This window comes from Streptomyces asiaticus (assembly GCF_018138715.1).
Lineage (GTDB): Bacteria > Actinomycetota > Actinomycetes > Streptomycetales > Streptomycetaceae > Streptomyces > Streptomyces asiaticus.
Window position 1 is genome coordinate 2,839,950 of sequence record NZ_JAGSHX010000006.1, and the last position, 15,691, is coordinate 2,855,640.

Below are 15,691 nucleotides of genomic sequence, written 5' to 3' on the forward strand. Positions count from 1 at the left end.
GGGCCCGGGATCTGGACGCGGAGCCCCGGGTCTGGGGCCTGGGCCCGGAGCCCCCGGTCCGAGGCCTGAGCGCAGAGCACCCGATCCGGGACCTGAGCGCAGAGCACCCGGCCCGGGACCTGAGCGCGAAGCCCCGGGGTCCGGGACCTGAGCGCGAAGCCCCCGGTCCGGGGCCTGAGCGCAGAGCACCCGATCCGGGACCTGAGCGCAGAGCACCCGGCCCGGGACCTGAGCGCGAAGCCCCGGGGTCCGGGACCTGGACACGGAGCCCCGGGTCTGGGGTCTGGGCGCGGAGCCCCCGGCCCAGGACCTGGACACGGAGCCCCCGGCCCAGAATCTGGGCGCGGAGCCCCCGGACCGGGTCTGGGGGCGGAGCCCGCGGACCAGGATCTGAGGCGGAACCCCCGGACCGGGGTCCAGGGGCGGAGCCCCGGTTGTGGGAAGGGGCGGGGAGGGGAACAGCCCGCCGCAGGCGTCACCACCCGCCGGACGCCCCTAGAGCACCGGACGCGCCCTAGAGCACCTTCAGGACCAGCATCGCCAAATCGTCGTCCGGCGGATCCGCCGCGAACTCGTCCACCGCCCGGCGCACCCGCTCCGCGACCTGCCGCGCGCTGAGCCCCGCGCACAGCGCGAACGTCGCCGCCAGGCCGTCCTCGTCGTCGAACTGCCGGTCGCCCGATCGGTGCTCCGTCACCCCGTCCGTCACACAGAGCAGCGTTTCCCCGGGCGCCAGATCGAACGATTCACTCTCGTACGACACATCGTCCACAACGCCCAGCAATATCTGCGGCGCCGCCACCGTCTGCACCTCGCCGTCCGGCCGCAGCACGAGCGGCAGCGGATGCCCCGCGCTGGCCAGCGTGCAGCGCGCCCCCAGGCCGTCGCCCAGCGGCTCCAGCTCCCCGTACAGCAGCGACAGGAACCGCGCGACCCCGCCGCCCGCCGACAGCCCCGCGCCGCCGACCAGGCCGCCGTCCACCAGCTCCACGACCCCGGCGGGGCCTCTCACGGCCTCCACACCGGCCACCACGGCCTCCGCGGCGCCCTCGACGGCCTGCTCCACCGCCTCCTCGCCCAGCAGCTGGTTGAGCCGGTCCAGGACCTCTCCCACGCCGTACCCCTCGCGGGCGAGCAGCCGCAGCCAGGGCCGGACGAGGCCGGTCACCACGGCCGCCTCCGGGCCGTTTCCGCAGACGTCGCCCAGGACGAAGCACCAGCGGCCGTCACCGGCCGGGAAGACGTCGTAGAAGTCGCCCCCGGCCGAGATCTCGCCGGTCGGCTCGTACACCACCGCGGACTCGACCCCGGGGATCCGCGGGATCACAGACGGCAGCAGCCCGCGCTGGAGCACCCGGCTGATGGTCGCCTGGCGGGTGTAGCGGCGGGCGGAGGCGAGCGCCAGGGCGACGCGGCGGGCGAAGTCCTCGATCAGGCCGACCACTTCGGCCGGCATCCGCACCAGCCCGGCCCGCCCCAGCAGCAGCGTGCCGAGCGCGCGGCCGCCCGCCACCAGCCGGCACGCGAGGGCCGCGCCACCGGGCCCGTACGCGGCGGGGTCGGCCGGCCAGGGCCACTCCACGGCGCCGCCGCGGACGGCGGTGGGCACATGGGGCGGCTCCTTCTCCAGCACCTGCCGCAGGCCCTCGATGCGCCCCTCGCTGGCGTGCCAGACCCGGGCAAGACGCGGCGGACCGCTGGTGGAGTCGAGCCAGATCGCGCACCAGTCGGCGAGCCGGGGCACCAGCAGCTGTCCGGCGAGCGAGGTGACCATGTCCTCGTCGAACTGCCCGGCCAGCAGATCGGACGCCTCGGCGAGGAAGGAGAGCGCGCCGCGCTGGATCCACTCGGGGTCGCGGCGGACCGGGACGAGGCCCTGCCAGGGCGCGACGATCTCGACGGCCTCGACGGCCTCCTTACGGTCGTCACCGACGGGCCCCAGACCCTCAGGGACGACCCCCGGCCCGAAGCCGCCGTCCGGCCCGGCCACGGTCGCGTTCGCCGCGTCCACGGCATCCATGGTGTCCACGGCGGCCGCGGCGTCCATGAAGGCCGAGCCCATGCCGCCCGCGGCGGCCGGGCCCGTGGGCGCCACCGCCATCTGGAACCACACCGACTTGGTCGCCCGCCGATAGGTCGTCCCCCAGGACTCGGCGACCTCGGCCACCAGCCGGAGCCCATGGCCCCCGGCGTACTCCGGCGGCTCGTCCGCACCCGGCGGATCGCCGCGCACCACCCGGGTGGGATGGTGATCGGTCACCTCCACCACCAGGGACGGCGGCTCGCCCTCGCGGTCCGACACATCCAGCGCACAGCTCACCTCGACGGCGGTGCCGGCGTGCACCACCGCGTTGGTGACCAGCTCGCTCACCAGCAGTACGGCCTCGTCCGCCACCTGGTCGGTGACCCGGTCGGCGGCCGGGACCTCGAGCGCGGCCCAGTCGGCGAGGGCGGCGCGGACGAACCGGCGCGCGGCCGAGGCCGCGAGCGGACTACAGGGCAGGCTGACGCGTGCCGATGCGCTGGTACGGACGGGGCCGACCCCACCCCCGACCGGTAGAACCACCCCACCGCCCTCAACCGACCCACCAGAAGTGGCAGAAGATGACGTCCCCACTGTGCGGCTCCTGAAGAAGCTCCGTCATAACGCCGTATCCGTAACCGTATCCGGCACGGACAGAGTGACAGACGGACCGCCCTCATATGCACCGGGTTACGCAAGTGAACCGCGATAAGGGGAAAATTCATGTGTCCGGCGGGCCGGTCAACCCGAAATCCGGTGGGGGGTCGTATCCTTGCCCGTTAAACCTCTCGCGCGCCCGCGTACATGTCCTCGATCAGGTCCTTGTACTCACGCTCGACGACCGGGCGCTTGAGCTTCAGGCTGGGCGTCAACTCCCCGTGCTCCACGTCCAGATCGCGGGGCAGCAGCCGGAACTTCTTGATCGTCTGCCAGCGCTGCAACCCGTCGTTGAGCCGCTGCACATGGCCGCCGATCAGCTCCCGCACCTCATCGGTGTCCACGACCTCCGCGTAGGTCTTGCCGCCGAGGCCGTGGTCGCCCGCCCACTTCATGATCGTGGGCTCGTCGAGAGCGATCAGCGCGGTGCAGTAATTGCGGTCGGCGCCGTGCACCAGGATGTTGGAGACGAACGGGCACACCGCCTTGAACTGGCCCTCGATCTCCGCCGGGGCCACATACTTGCCGCCCGAGGTCTTGATCAGGTCCTTCTTGCGGTCGGTGATCCGCAGATAGCCGTCGGGGGACAGCTCGCCGATGTCCCCGGTGTGGAACCAGCCGTCGGATTCCAGCACCTGCGCGGTCAGGTCCGGCAGCCCGTGGTAGCCCTGCATGATGCCGGGGCCGCGCAGCAGCACCTCGCCGTCATCGGCGAACCGCACCTCCAGGCCGGGGAACGCCTTGCCGACCGTGCCGGTGCGGTAGTCCGCCGGGTTGAGGAAGCTGGCGGCGCTGGACTCGGTCAGACCGTAGCCCTCCAGGATGTTGATTCCGGCGCCCGCGAAGAAGTAGCCGATGTCGGGCGCGAGCGCGGCGGAGCCGGACACCGCGGCCCGCAGCCGGCCGCCGAACGCCTCGCGCAGCTTGCCGTAGACCAGCTTGTCGGCCACCGCGTGCTGGGCCCGGAGGCCGAAGGGCACGGAGGCGGTGCCGGTGCGGCGGAAGTTGTCCTGAGAGACCCTGGCGTAGTCCCGGGCGACCTCGGCCGCCCACTGGAAGACCTTGTACTGGGCCGACCCGCCCTCGCGCGCCCGCTGGGCCACCCCGTTGTAGACCTTCTCGAAGATCCGCGGCACGGCACACATATAGGTCGGCCGGACCACCGGCAGATTGTCGATGATCTTGTCGACCCGGCCGTCCACCGCCGTGGTGTGGCCGACGTAGATCTGCCCCGCCGTCAGCACCTTGCCGAAGACATGCGCGAGCGGCAGCCACAGGTACTGCACATCGTCGGGGAAGAGCAGTCCGTCCTGATTGCCGATCACAATGGCCATGTAAGACCAGGAGTCATGCGCCAGGCGTACGCCCTTGGGGCGCCCGGTGGTACCGGAGGTGTAGATGAGCGTCGCCAGCTGATCGCTGCGCAGGGCGTCCATCCGCTCCCGTACGGCGTCCGGCTGCCCTTCCAGCAGGGCCGCGCCCCGCTTCTCCAGCTCGGTGAGCGAGAGCACCCAGCCCTCGGGGTCGTCCGCGGCGGGGACCGCGTCGTCGGCCTGGATCACCACCACATGGGCCAGCTCGGGGAGTTCCTCGCGCTGCGCCCGCACCTTGGCGAGCTGCGCCGCGTCCTCGGCGATCAGCACCCGGCTGCCGGAGTCGGAGAGGATGAAGGAGGTCTCGTCGGCGTTGGTGGTCGGGTAGACCGTGGTGGTGGCCGCGCCCGCACACAGCACGCCGAGGTCGGCCAGGATCCACTCCACCCGGGTCGAGGAGGCCAGCGCCACCCGCTCCTCGGGGCGGATGCCCAGATCGATCAGCCCGGCGGCGATGGCGAAGACCCGATCCGCGCTTTCCCGCCAGGTCAGCGGCCGCCACTCATCGGGGCCCGTGCCCGAGGCAGGAGGCACCGGATAGCGGTAGGCCTCCTTGTCCGGTGTCGCCTCGACTCGCTGGAGGAAGTGCGTCGCCAGGGACGGCGGCCGGTTCTCGAGCAAGTTCTGTGTGTCGGTCACGGCATCCTCCGGGGCCCGCATCATTGCTTGGTGACTCGCGAGTAACCTTCGAGTAGGTGATCAGGGTAGGGGCCGAATCCGTACGGCGTAAGGGGGCCGGGTCACGTTGTTCTCACGAGATGCCCAAGAGAAGCCCCGGAAGGCGGCGGGCCCGGCGCATCCATCACGCCAGGCCCGCTGACCACGCTGTCCCCGGCGGGCGGTTCCTCCCGTCCCGGTGGGCGATATCCGCTTCTTCGCCTTGATCTACTTCTTGGCCTTGGAGTCCTTACCGCCGTCGGAGTCGGAGGACAGCACCGCGATGAAGGCATCCTGGGGCACCTCCACGCTGCCGACCATCTTCATCCGCTTCTTGCCTTCCTTCTGCTTCTCCAGCAGCTTCCGCTTACGGGAGATGTCACCGCCGTAGCACTTGGCGAGGACGTCCTTACGGATGGCACGGACCGTCTCACGGGCGATCACCCGGGAGCCGATGGCCGCCTGGATGGGCACCTCGAAGTTCTGCCGCGGGATGAGCTCGCGCAGCTTGGCGACCAGCCGGACACCGTACGCGTACGCCTTGTCCTTGTGGGTGATCGCCGAGAACGCGTCCACCTTGTCGCCGTGCAGCAGGATGTCGACCTTGACCAGCTCGGAGGTCTGCTCACCGGTGGGCTCGTAGTCGAGCGAGGCATAACCGCGGGTCTTGGACTTCAGCTGGTCGAAGAAGTCGAAGACGACCTCGGCGAGCGGCAGGGTGTAGCGGATCTCGACCCGGTCCTCGGAGAGGTAGTCCATGCCGAGCAGCACCCCGCGGCGGTTCTGGCACAGCTCCATGATCGCGCCGATGAACTCGCTCGGGGCGAGGATGGTGCCCCGTACGACCGGCTCGTGCACCGTGTCGATCTTGCCCACCGGGAACTCGCTGGGGTTGGTCACCGTGTGCTCGGTGCCGTCCTCCATCTCCACCCGATAGACCACATTCGGTGCGGTGGCGATCAGGTCGAGATTGAATTCGCGCTCCAGGCGCTCACGGATGACCTCCAGGTGCAGCAGCCCGAGGAAGCCGACGCGGAAGCCGAAGCCGAGCGCGGCCGAGGTCTCCGGCTCATAGACCAGCGCGGCATCGTTGAGCTGGAGCTTGTCCAGGGCCTCGCGCAGCTCGGGGTAGTCCGAGCCGTCCAGCGGATACAGCCCCGAGAACACCATCGGCTTGGGGTCCTTGTAGCCGCCCAGCGGCTCCTGGGCACCGCCGCTGACCTGGGTGATCGTGTCACCGACCTTGGACTGGCGGACATCCTTCACACCGGTGATCAGATAGCCCACCTCGCCCACGGACAGTCCGTCGGCGGGGGTCATCTCCGGCGAGTTGGTGCCGATCTCCAGCAGCTCATGGGCGGCGCCGGTGGACATCATCCTGATCCGCTCGCGCTTGCTGAGCGTGCCGTCGACGACCTTCACATAGGTCACGACGCCCCGGTAGGCGTCATAGACGGAGTCGAAGATCATCGCGCGGGCGGGGGCGTCGTGGACGCCCACCGGGGCGGGCACCAGCTGGACGACCCGGTCCAGCAGCTCGGCCACGCCCTCACCGGTCTTGGCGGAGACCTTCAGCACGTCGGCGGGGTCGCAGCCGATGAGATGGGCCAGCTCGGCGGCGTACTTCTCGGGCTGCGCGGCGGGCAGGTCGATCTTGTTGAGGACCGGGATGATCGTGAGCTCGTGCTCCATCGCCAGATAGAGGTTGGCGAGGGTCTGAGCCTCGATGCCCTGGGCCGCGTCCACCAGCAGGATGCACCCCTCGCACGCGGCGAGGGAGCGCGAGACCTCATAGGTGAAGTCCACATGGCCGGGGGTGTCGATCATGTTGAGGATGTGGGTGGCGGGCTCGCCGCCCTCGTCCTTCGTCGGCGCCCAGGGCAGCCGGACCGCCTGGGACTTGATCGTGATGCCGCGCTCGCGCTCGATGTCCATGCGGTCGAGGTACTGCGCGCGCATCTGCCGTTGCTCGACCACACCGGTCAGCTGGAGCATGCGGTCGGCGAGCGTCGACTTGCCGTGGTCGATGTGCGCGATGATGCAGAAGTTACGGATCAGAGCCGGGTCGGTACGGCTCGGCTCCGGCACATTGGTAGGGGTCGCGGGCACGCAGGGTCCTGTGTCTAGGCGGGACTCGGTGTTATCGGTATGGGTCAGTCCCGTCCATGGTCCCATGAATGGCGACCTCTTCCGGGTTTGGGACGCCATGGACCCTGCTGGTAACCTGGCCGACTGTGTCTCGTGCCCCCTCTTTCACGGAGATCTCCAAGGACATCTCCACGGGGGACGCCATGGATGTCTTCACGGACGCCTCTGACGCCCCTATGGGCACGGACGCACCACGAAGCAAGTGAAACCCAACGAACCTGCGAAGGCTTTTACGTGGCGAACATCAAGTCCCAGATCAAGCGGAACAAGACGAACGAGAAGGCGCGCCTGCGCAACAAGGCGGTCAAGTCCGAGCTGAAGACCGCCATCCGCCGTACCCGCGAGGCCGTGGCCGCCGGTGACGCCGAGAAGGCCACCGAAGCCATCCGCATCGCCGCGCGCAAGCTCGACAAGGCCGTCAGCAAGGGCGTTCTGCACAAGAACAACGCCGCCAACAAGAAGTCGGCGCTCGCCCAGCAGGTCTCCAGCCTCCAGGGCTGACGCCTTCCGGGGCTGACCTCGAAGGCTGACGCCTTCCGGGGATGGTCTCCAGCCGGTTTGGGCACAGCGGTCCCTCTCACCCGCTCCAACCGGCAGTCGAGAGCCTCTCCAGCCCCTTCAGCGGCACCGCGCCGCACGCGGCCTGCGTTCGCCATCTGGGCCAACGTGCTACGCATAGTCGGCGCGGACCGTAGCCACATCGCGCACTGTTCGCCACACTGCGTGAGCGCCCCTGGTTCGCCGGGGGCGCTTTGCTGTGTCCGGGTGGCTACAGCCAGGCACGAAGAAGCCCCGCCCGGCGCCACGGGGGTGAGCGCACGAACGGGGCCGTTGTTGGGTTGTTGAGCTACTTCCTGTCGTCCGCCGTCCGGCTGGTGCCAGGCTTGGGGACGACGAACCCCCGGATGGGTCGCCCGGTGCATTCCCGGAGCGCGCGAAGCGTGGTCACGAGGGTGAGGTACCGCGGGTCAGTCCAGGTACGGGGCATGTCGAACCTCCTGGGGCGAGAGTACGGCCATCAGCGGGGCTCGATTGCCGTTCCGGGGAGCGTTCATCACTCCGTGGGGCCGGGGTCCGGAGGCATCGGCATGATCGCGCACTCCTCCGTGTGCTGGCACTTGGCCGCCACGACGACCGGATCCGAACCGGGAGGGCCCCACAGCTCGGCGTCGACGTCGAATCCCAGTTCCGCGATCCGCGTCTTCGTGCGCTCCAGAATCGACGCGTCGTAGTTCCTCGGGTTGTACCCGGGCGAGTGGTGGACGTAGCCGCCCCGCCGCTCACACAGACGGTGGTACAGGTGGGTGTGCAGGATCAGGGCGTGCCAGCCCTCGTCCACGACGCGCGACGGAGTCAGATTGAGCCCCGTCGAGCACGAGGCCGCGACCACGAACTTCGTCGCCTCGTCAACGATCCGCCCCGCCATGTCCTCCGCCATGTCCGGGTTGCTGTCCATGACGGTTTTGACCACGCCGGCCCGCTCGTCGTTGACGAGCAGAGCTGTACCGTTGCTCATACGCGTGCCTCTTCTCTGTGAGTGGTGCGCTGCCCTCGCCCCGGCCACTGGCCTCCAACCATCCGGCCGGGGTGAGGCTGTGTGCGGCCCCCGCCCCTCGTCTCGTCGCACGTCACCGGGACTCGAAGCGGGGACCACGGCCAGGGAGGAGCCGACCAAAGCACTCCCGGACCGCTTCCTGCCTGCCTGACTTTCCAGCGCCCGACAGGCAGGGGTCATCAGGCGGGATGGCTCACGGCCTCCTGAAGCTGCGCCAAGCGTCGCTGCCGGTCCTCTGCGACCATGATCACGTCGGAGAGTGCGAGCTGGAGCAGCTTGATTGCCGCTCGCGCGTCTTCGAGCGACGTCGACGGGTCAGCCAGGTACCGCGACGATGCCCTGATGGCTGCGCGCCCCCGGTCCTCGAAGGTCAGGGCAGCCTTCTCGTGGGGCGTCAAGGTCGCAGCACTCGTGATCGACTCTCGCCGTGACAAGTGGTCGTCATCCCTGCTGGGGTACCACGTCACGACGTCGCCCCATCATGGCGAATCAGCGTCGTCCCGGGTCCGATCTGCGTCCCGCTCGCCCGGATGTGGCGCAACGTCGCGCCTTGGGAGCTGTTCGCGGCGCGCTCGTCGCTAACGGCAACACACGCCCCGCCGACATGGCTAACCGTCTGCCGCAACGTATTGCGAGCCGCCTCGTCGAACGCGATCCGGTCCCAGTTGGCGACGAGACAGACGAACCGCCGCCCCTGTCCCTCGTGCTCCATCGCGGCGACCATACCTGTCCAGAACGTACGCCGAAGGTCAACAGCGTTGGACCCGCGGTCCACCCACTGCCCCGCGACTGTCCACCCCCGTTCGCGGGCGAACTGACGACAGGCGAGGATTCGATCATCCGCCGAATCCTTCTCGGTGACCTCACGGTCGTAGATGAATACGAGGGTCGGCTTCGTTGCGTCGCTGTCCATGCACGTACTGTCGCCCTCTTGACAGGACGTTTGAACCTCTTAGGACGGGACAGCTAGGACATCTTCGCGCTATGGTCCTAAGTGTCCTAAACGTCCGGGGGAGGAATCTTGAACGAAGCGCTCAGAGATGCTATGGCCGAGGCGGACGTATCGCCCGGCCGCCTCGCTCGTATGGTGGGAGTGTCCACCAAGACCGCAGAGCGATGGCTGAAGGATCCTAGTCGAGCTCCACACCCCGACACGCGGACCGCCGTCGCTAAGGCGTTAGGAGTAGATGACGGCATGTTGTGGCCGAGGGCAGCCAGATCGGTTGTCAAGACGGGGGCTAGCCGCGAGATCATCCAAGCCTATCCATACCGAAACGCCTGCCCTACATCCGTATGGGGGCAATTGATTGACGCTGCGGCGCACAGCATCACGTTTGCTGGTTACACCAACTACTTCGTGTGGCAGGAACAACCCCGCCTCGTCGACCGGTTGGCCGCTAAGGCGGCATCCGGGTGCTCTGTGCGGTTCCTCGTGGGAGATCCCGACTCGGAGGTGACGCGACGTCGGGAGGAGATCGAAGGGGTACCGCTCACCGTCGGTACGCGGATCCGGATCACGCTCGACGCGCTGTCGAAGCTGAAGCACATTGACGGCGTCGACGCTCGGTTCAGCGACGAGCACATCGCCTTGTCGGTGTTCAGCTTCGATTCCGAAATGCTGGTGACTCCGCACCTGTCGAGTCTGCTCGGTCATGAGTCACCGATGTTCCACCTGCATCGGATGGGCGATGACGGACTGTACGACCGGTTCGCCGGCCACGTGTCTGCGCTCTGGGAAGGTGGACGGCGCGTCTGGGAGTGACCCCGGAAACGCAAAAAGCCCCCGCCGGATGATCCCGACGGGGGCTGCTGTGTCTGTTCATTTCGTCTGGCGGTCGCCAACGGGCCGGTGCTGGCACGTGCACCCGTCACCGACACACCGGGCGTGGTCGTCGGGGCGTCGCTCGTCGGCCGCTCGGGCGCAGGGAGGGCAGATCATGCGCCCCTCCCCCACTCCGCCATGCGACGGGTGGCCGCGCGGCGCGCCTCGGGGGTGACGGCTTCCGCCTGACGCTCCGCATTGTCCTCTGCCCGTCGACGCTGCTCGCGACGCTCAACCTCGGTACGGCACCGCCAGTGGTCCACATTGCGCGTGATCGGGTTTTCGCACACGGTGCACCACTCCCCCGGGTGCAGCGCCCGGTAGTCCTCGTCGTGCTCCAGGCGCCACGCGTGGTGCCATGTTTCGAGCTCCGTGATGTCCTTCTCCAGCTTGGCCGCGCGCTCCTCGGGGGTGGGCGACGCGCCGTTCAGTTTCCGGACTGCCTTCTCCGCGGCCTCCAGGGTCCTGAAGTAGTGGGACCTCTTCCCCATGCCGTCCCCGAGATCCACGTCAGCGGGGAAGAACCCGCCACGACGGTGAATGGCGTATCGGGAGAGCGGCATGTCGACGGGCTTTACGACGTACTTGCGCAACATCACCGGTTCCTCCCGTGCTGGACGTCCTTCGACTCCAGCCCGCTCCGCGCGATGCGGACGGCCTGCGTGCGATTGAGGCTCATGCCCAGGTTGGTGCCGTCCATCTGCTCCAGGTCCCGGGCCACCTCGTCGCAGACACGAGCAGCCACGGCGTCGCGGTAGGCATCGAGCGCATCCGACGAGAGGACGAGACCGCCTCCGTCACCGTCGACGATGTATCCACCCGGGAGAGCGCGCTCCAGGGTGCCGCGGGCCTCGTCCTCGTCGTACTTCAGGGGGTAGAAGATCATCATCTCTCCTCACGCGCCGACGAGTCGACGGCTCTGGTAAGTCTTGCACTCGGCCAGGTCCACGCGGACCGTGTTCGACGTCGGCCCGGGGTGGCGCCGGACGTGGCCGTTGAACGCCCATCCCCGGACCGTTCCCTCCGCCACGCCCAGCGCGTCCGCGGCGTCCGCGTAGGACACGAGGACGGCCTTCTGGGGCTCCTTCACGGGCTCCTTGACCTCTTCCTCCGCAGGGCGTGCGGGAGGCTCTGAGACGGCCCCCTGTGGGCTCTGCGTGTGTGCTTCGCGCGGCTCCTCCTCCGTCGACTTCGACCCGTGGACGAGGAGCGTCCCACCGAGGAACGCAACCGCCGGCCAGCCCGCGACGGTGAGGCGCAGCCACACGGGCGGGGACGTCAAGTTCATCACGCCCGACGTCGCGACGTTGGCGCCCAAGGATGCGGCCATGGCGACGAGGAACCAGAACCACCCGGCGCCGTCTCGCCTCGCCCGCAGTCGCTTCCACGCGACGACGAGGAGGAGATCCACGCTGATCGGGTACGCCCATGCCTTCCATCCGGTCTGGCCCGCAGCTTCGGCGATGTCGTGGATGTGGGAGAAGGAGAGCGCGGCAGCGATGACGGCCTGAATCAGGATGGGGTCGAGTCTCTTAAGCGCCCTCATGGCTCCTCAGTTCGTGTGCGTTGGTGTGCATAGGTGGTGAGTGGGAGCCCCTGCGACCTCACTTCGCAGGGGCTCCGGGTTGAGCTAGAGACCGATCCGCTCGTTCAGCCTGCCCGGCGACAGCTTGCGGCCGTAGCCACGGACGCGGCACGTCCCGTAGGCGTAGAACACGCTGTAGGGCACGTTGTCCAGGACGAAGGAACGGGCTCGGTCGAGGTTGTTCAGCGCATCGTCCTGCGTCGCGTAGGGCCCCAGGAGGAGCCCCGCACGGTCTCCGTCCCGCACGGTCACGTAATAGCCGTCGCCTTCCTGGTCCGGACCCTCCGGCGTCAGGATCTCGATTTCCGACGCAGCGTCCTCGACGACAGGCGCCGACTCCTCACCCTTGTTGTCCGCTACGGCCTCCATGTTCGCGATGCACTCCTCGGTCCCGATCTCGCGAATGATGTCCATCACCAGCGCGTTCATTACACTCCCTCCGTAAGTCCCTCGCGTGGCTCCACTGTCGCACAGTCGTGTCGCGCGACACAAGTCCTTCACGTGAATTCCGTGCGCAAAACGTTTTGCGCTTGGCTGACCTGCGACTTCATTCCGCCCGACACCTGCTGACGGGCCGACGGACGGTCACCTGACGGTCGGCCACCATCCATACCGTGCCCGTGGAGGTGATGATCTCGGCGCACTGGTACCAGCCACGGACGGTGCGGATGGCTGTCCACTCGCGGCCGTGGTGGGTGAACTGATCTCCGCCCCGGACGCTGATGGCGTCGACGGTCGTCGTCTCGTACTGCATTGCCGCATCCCCTTAGCAAGTGCCTAGCGTGATCAGATCCGGCGGAGGAGAGAGAACCCCGTCCCGCTCCCCTCGCAGCTCTGGAGCACCAAGGCGGCCCCACCGAACGACGGGATGGCGCCACCCTGACGGGTTAGCCTCATGTGCCCGTAGACCCGGTACGTTCCCGCGAGAGGACCGGAGATGACGCGCACGGTGCGGCCGACGGGGACGCGGGAGAGCCACTGATAGCCCATGTAGTTGTGGCCGGCCAGGATGTTGCCCGCGTACATCGTCAGCGTCCCCGCGTCGATGCACTTCTGCGCGTAGCCGGTGCAGTCCTTGTAGAAGCTGATCCGGATGTCCGCGGGCGGGGTGGGTATCGGGCGCTTCCTCGCCGGACGCTTCGAGGGCTCGACGACGGTGGGCGTGGGGGTCGGCTTTAGCGTCGGCCGCTTCCCGCTCCGGTCGGTGTGCGTCGTCGACGGACGAGGGGCGGGAGTGGGCTTGTAGGGCTTCCATGGGCCGACGGACGAGACGTACGGGGCCGGCGTGAGGTGAGGCGTCGGGCCTCCCCCGCCACCGTGGTTGTTCACGGCGTAGACGAAGGCCGCGAGTGTCATTGCCGTGGCGGTGGCGGCTGCTATGTAGTCGTTGCGCTTCATGAGTGCGTCACGCCCTCTCGATCGCGAGGCGGTACTGACCCTCCGTGGCGCCGGACAGTTCCGGGATCACGCGGTAATGCTGGCCGGTGTTGGCGTCCCAGATGAGGAGCGGCTCCAGCTCCACCGCCATGGGGGCGCTCTCCAGAAGGATGATGAAGTCGTGCAAGTCCATGACTCTCCCCTTGTCGATGGTTCTTCGAGTGCCCCGGGCGGGAGTCGACCTCGCGTCCTCGTCGGCCGGGTTGCCGGGGCGGGTGGTACTACTCACTCTCGGGCAACCCGAGTTCCTCGCGAAGCTCGGTAAGAGCCTCCAAAACCGCCTCCCAACCGTCATCGTCGGAGAGCCGTCCAGAGATAACGGCCGCCCAGATGCCGTTGATAGTCAGTCGGAAATTGTCGTGTGCGATGGCGCGCGACTCACTCATGGTTATTCCCTTCCTAGGTCTTCCGAGTGCCACCCGGTGCGCTACGACGCGCGTACGGCAGGTTCCCGTCCGGGGGCTGGTGGTTCCTAGACGGGCGAGGTGCTAGCAGTCGGCGCCGCACACACCGCACGGACCGCCCCAACGCGGGGACCACTCGCGTCGCTCCCCGTCTTCGAGCGGAAGCGGGAACCCATCGGGCGTGAACTTCGAGTGTGCATCACACCGGGGCTCGGCGGGCTTGCTTATATCCTTGACGTTGGTAGCCATCTCTCCTCCTACGGCCTGCCTCATCAGGGGCGTTTCGGCCTACTCGACTTCCTTCCGCCAACGCCGCTCCTCGCGACGCTTCGCGATGCGCTTGACGATGCGACGAGCGCGAGCACGACGCCGAGGACTGCGGTCGCTCTGTGTGTCGAACGAGCAGCAGATGCAATAGCCCCAGCTGAGTTCCTTGCTGCGCCTGATCATTTCGACTCACTTTCTCGCTTCATCCCCAGCGGATTTCTTCAACGGGGAGGTTGGGGCTATCCCCCTCGTAGCGAACGGTGGCGCTCCAGCAGCGGACACAGAGTGCGGTTCCCGTTTTCACCGGCTCACCAGAGCGGTTCACGATGCGATGGGTGGTGGAGTCGGCCAGGAACAGGGCGCCAACGAGGTGTTGACACTTCCGGCACTCCCACGCGTTCGCCTCTGCCGAAAAGATCGTCGTTCCTGAAACGGTGAGCGCGGGCTGACGGGCCATCTCGCTGTCCGGCGCATCGCGTCTCGCTCGCGCCACGCGGCGGTTGTGCTCGCACAGCGCGCGGTCTCGGGCTCGACTGTCCTTGTACGGACGGGTGGCGACGAATTCCGCCGTGTGGTCGCTACGCATGGTGTCCCCCTATCCCCTGCCGCTCACTCCGGCGTGAGTCCCTGGCGTGGCTCCACTATGACAGACTTGTGTCGCGCAACACAAGTCCCTTAGGCGAGGAAACTTCTCCGGCAACGCCAAGAGGCCCGGAGCGCGTCGCCCCGGGCCTCTGTGGGTTACTCGCCGGCCAGGAAGCGGGCGACGTTCAGGAGCTGGCCGATGTCGTGAGATCCGACGAGCCGTCGGGCCTCCTCCAGCAGCGCCACGCGGTCGGGGGCGACGGAGGGAGCGGGGGCTTCGTTGGGATCCTCTGCGCGCTCGCGCTTGCGCTGGACCTCGTGAACCCAGACTGTCCGGCGGTCGGCGGAGTCAAGCTCCACTAGCCACGGGAAGTTGTCGTCATCCGGATCGAACTGCACCAACGTGCCCATCTTGCCATCGTCTCGTCCGGTGCCGGTCGACCACTCGCGCACGATCGCCACTCGGTCCCCCACCGCGACGTCCTGCGCCGCGCGGTCCTCTCCCCCGTCGATCTCGTCGGCCAGGGCGAGGATGCCGCGGGCGAAGGCGCGAGCGTCGTCGACGAGAAGTGCCACGTTGGACACTACGTCGTTGTTTTCGTAGCCGTAGATGTGGACGCTGTCCCCGACGCCACGCGCCTTCACGCAGTCGGTACTGACCCAACGGCACTGGTACTCAGTCACGTTCTCTCCCATTCTCGTGAGTGGTTTGCGTTACTGGCGATGGGTTACTCGCCGGCCAGTTCCGTGACGCGGATGTCGAACCCGTAGCCGTAGTAGAAGGGGTTCCCGCAGCTCCACCCCACGGACAGTTCCAGCACGTCGCCCATGTCCGCGTAGATGTGCCAGGTGGTGAATCCGTCGGTGGTGCCGACACCGGTAATCACGTGGTCAACCTTGTCCGGGTGGAGAAGGAAGCTCTCCATTTCCGTGTACGCGCAGCAGTCGTCGGAGTTCTCAAGTTCGACTCGCTTGCCGTTGTCCAGCGTGATCACGGTCCGGTCCCCGCCCCATCTCTCGGCGGGCCCGGCAGTCTCCACGCTGACGATCCGGTGACCTACAACGGCCTCTCTCAGCGTGTCGACGTTTTCCGGCATCGTGCCGTCGTCGTCATAGTCGCCCAACACCTCGTCCGCGTACTGCATGTTCTCTCCTCGTGTCGTCGTTGGCGTTCCTGC

19 protein-coding genes are annotated in these 15,691 nt (G+C 68.0%); 2 read left to right on the forward strand and 17 right to left on the reverse strand.

What is annotated here, in order from left to right:
• Positions 1–514: 514 nt before the first annotated feature.
• The 3 genes from KHP12_RS19660 to lepA form a co-directional block, all read right to left on the reverse strand.
• Positions 515–2,566 (reverse strand): SpoIIE family protein phosphatase, encoded by a 2,052-nt coding sequence (locus KHP12_RS19660; protein ID WP_308289461.1) that lies wholly within the window; start codon positions 2,564–2,566, stop codon positions 515–517.
• Positions 2,567–2,802: 236 nt separating this feature from the next.
• Positions 2,803–4,692, reverse strand: a complete 1,890-nt coding sequence (locus KHP12_RS19665) for an AMP-dependent synthetase/ligase (RefSeq protein ID WP_211833228.1) — start codon at positions 4,690–4,692, stop codon at positions 2,803–2,805.
• A 246-nt stretch (positions 4,693–4,938) separates the two neighbouring features.
• Positions 4,939–6,819 carry a translation elongation factor 4 gene (gene lepA, locus KHP12_RS19670; RefSeq protein ID WP_086886259.1) on the reverse strand — a complete coding sequence of 627 codons (1,881 nt, stop codon included), beginning with the start codon at positions 6,817–6,819 and terminating at the stop codon, positions 4,939–4,941.
• A 273-nt stretch (positions 6,820–7,092) separates the two neighbouring features.
• On the opposite strand from lepA, the gene rpsT reads away from it, so the two are divergent.
• Entirely contained in the window at positions 7,093–7,359 is a 267-nt protein-coding gene (rpsT, locus tag KHP12_RS19675) for a 30S ribosomal protein S20 (RefSeq protein ID WP_037946000.1), read from the forward strand.
• Positions 7,360–7,912: 553 nt separating this feature from the next.
• Here rpsT and KHP12_RS19680 read toward each other — a convergent pair.
• The 3 genes from KHP12_RS19680 to KHP12_RS19690 all read right to left on the reverse strand — a co-directional run bounded on the left by KHP12_RS19680 (position 7,913) and on the right by KHP12_RS19690 (position 9,326).
• Entirely contained in the window at positions 7,913–8,374 is a 462-nt protein-coding gene (locus KHP12_RS19680) for a glycine-rich domain-containing protein (RefSeq protein WP_211833229.1), read from the reverse strand.
• A 218-nt stretch (positions 8,375–8,592) separates the two neighbouring features.
• A complete protein-coding gene (locus KHP12_RS19685; protein WP_211833230.1) occupies positions 8,593–8,811 on the reverse strand; it encodes a hypothetical protein in 219 nt (72 codons plus the stop codon).
• A gap of 65 nt (positions 8,812–8,876) precedes the next feature.
• On the reverse strand, positions 8,877–9,326 hold the full coding sequence (locus KHP12_RS19690; RefSeq protein ID WP_211833231.1) for a recombinase family protein: 450 nt from the start codon (positions 9,324–9,326) through the stop codon (positions 8,877–8,879).
• A 390-nt stretch (positions 9,327–9,716) separates the two neighbouring features.
• On the opposite strand from KHP12_RS19690, the gene KHP12_RS52910 reads away from it, so the two are divergent.
• On the forward strand, positions 9,717–10,175 hold the full coding sequence (locus KHP12_RS52910) for a hypothetical protein (protein WP_308289462.1): 459 nt from the start codon (positions 9,717–9,719) through the stop codon (positions 10,173–10,175).
• A gap of 173 nt (positions 10,176–10,348) precedes the next feature.
• Here the strand turns inward: KHP12_RS52910 and KHP12_RS19700 are convergent, their stop codons facing one another.
• The 11 genes from KHP12_RS19700 to KHP12_RS19750 form a co-directional block, all read right to left on the reverse strand.
• On the reverse strand, positions 10,349–10,831 hold the full coding sequence (locus tag KHP12_RS19700) for a hypothetical protein (protein WP_211833233.1): 483 nt from the start codon (positions 10,829–10,831) through the stop codon (positions 10,349–10,351).
• Positions 10,831–11,124, reverse strand: coding sequence for a hypothetical protein (locus KHP12_RS19705; RefSeq protein ID WP_211833234.1), 294 nt, complete (start codon positions 11,122–11,124; stop codon positions 10,831–10,833). The genes KHP12_RS19700 and KHP12_RS19705 overlap by 1 nt, the downstream gene beginning before the upstream one ends.
• Positions 11,125–11,130: 6 nt before the next feature.
• Positions 11,131–11,781, reverse strand: coding sequence for a DUF2637 domain-containing protein (locus tag KHP12_RS19710; RefSeq protein ID WP_211833235.1), 651 nt, complete (start codon positions 11,779–11,781; stop codon positions 11,131–11,133).
• A gap of 84 nt (positions 11,782–11,865) precedes the next feature.
• Positions 11,866–12,249: a hypothetical protein gene (locus tag KHP12_RS19715; protein WP_211833236.1), complete on the reverse strand. Its 384-nt coding sequence runs from the start codon at positions 12,247–12,249 to the stop codon at positions 11,866–11,868.
• 118 nt (positions 12,250–12,367) lie between these two features.
• The gene (locus tag KHP12_RS19720; protein WP_211833237.1) at positions 12,368–12,574 is read right to left on the reverse strand and encodes a hypothetical protein; all 207 of its coding nucleotides are present in this window, start codon (positions 12,572–12,574) and stop codon (positions 12,368–12,370) included.
• Between the two features lie 32 nt (positions 12,575–12,606).
• Positions 12,607–13,218, reverse strand: a complete 612-nt coding sequence (locus tag KHP12_RS19725) for a hypothetical protein (RefSeq protein ID WP_211833238.1) — start codon at positions 13,216–13,218, stop codon at positions 12,607–12,609.
• Between the two features lie 7 nt (positions 13,219–13,225).
• Positions 13,226–13,390, reverse strand: a complete 165-nt coding sequence (locus KHP12_RS19730; protein WP_211833239.1) for a hypothetical protein — start codon at positions 13,388–13,390, stop codon at positions 13,226–13,228.
• Between the two features lie 88 nt (positions 13,391–13,478).
• Entirely contained in the window at positions 13,479–13,643 is a 165-nt protein-coding gene (locus KHP12_RS19735; protein ID WP_211833240.1) for a hypothetical protein, read from the reverse strand.
• A 487-nt stretch (positions 13,644–14,130) separates the two neighbouring features.
• On the reverse strand, positions 14,131–14,514 hold the full coding sequence (locus tag KHP12_RS19740; protein WP_211833241.1) for a hypothetical protein: 384 nt from the start codon (positions 14,512–14,514) through the stop codon (positions 14,131–14,133).
• Between the two features lie 155 nt (positions 14,515–14,669).
• Complete coding sequence (locus KHP12_RS19745) at positions 14,670–15,197, reverse strand: hypothetical protein (RefSeq protein WP_211833242.1); 528 nt, start codon at positions 15,195–15,197, stop codon at positions 14,670–14,672.
• A 44-nt stretch (positions 15,198–15,241) separates the two neighbouring features.
• Complete coding sequence (locus KHP12_RS19750; RefSeq protein WP_211833243.1) at positions 15,242–15,658, reverse strand: DUF7448 domain-containing protein; 417 nt, start codon at positions 15,656–15,658, stop codon at positions 15,242–15,244.
• Positions 15,659–15,691 lie beyond the last annotated feature (33 nt).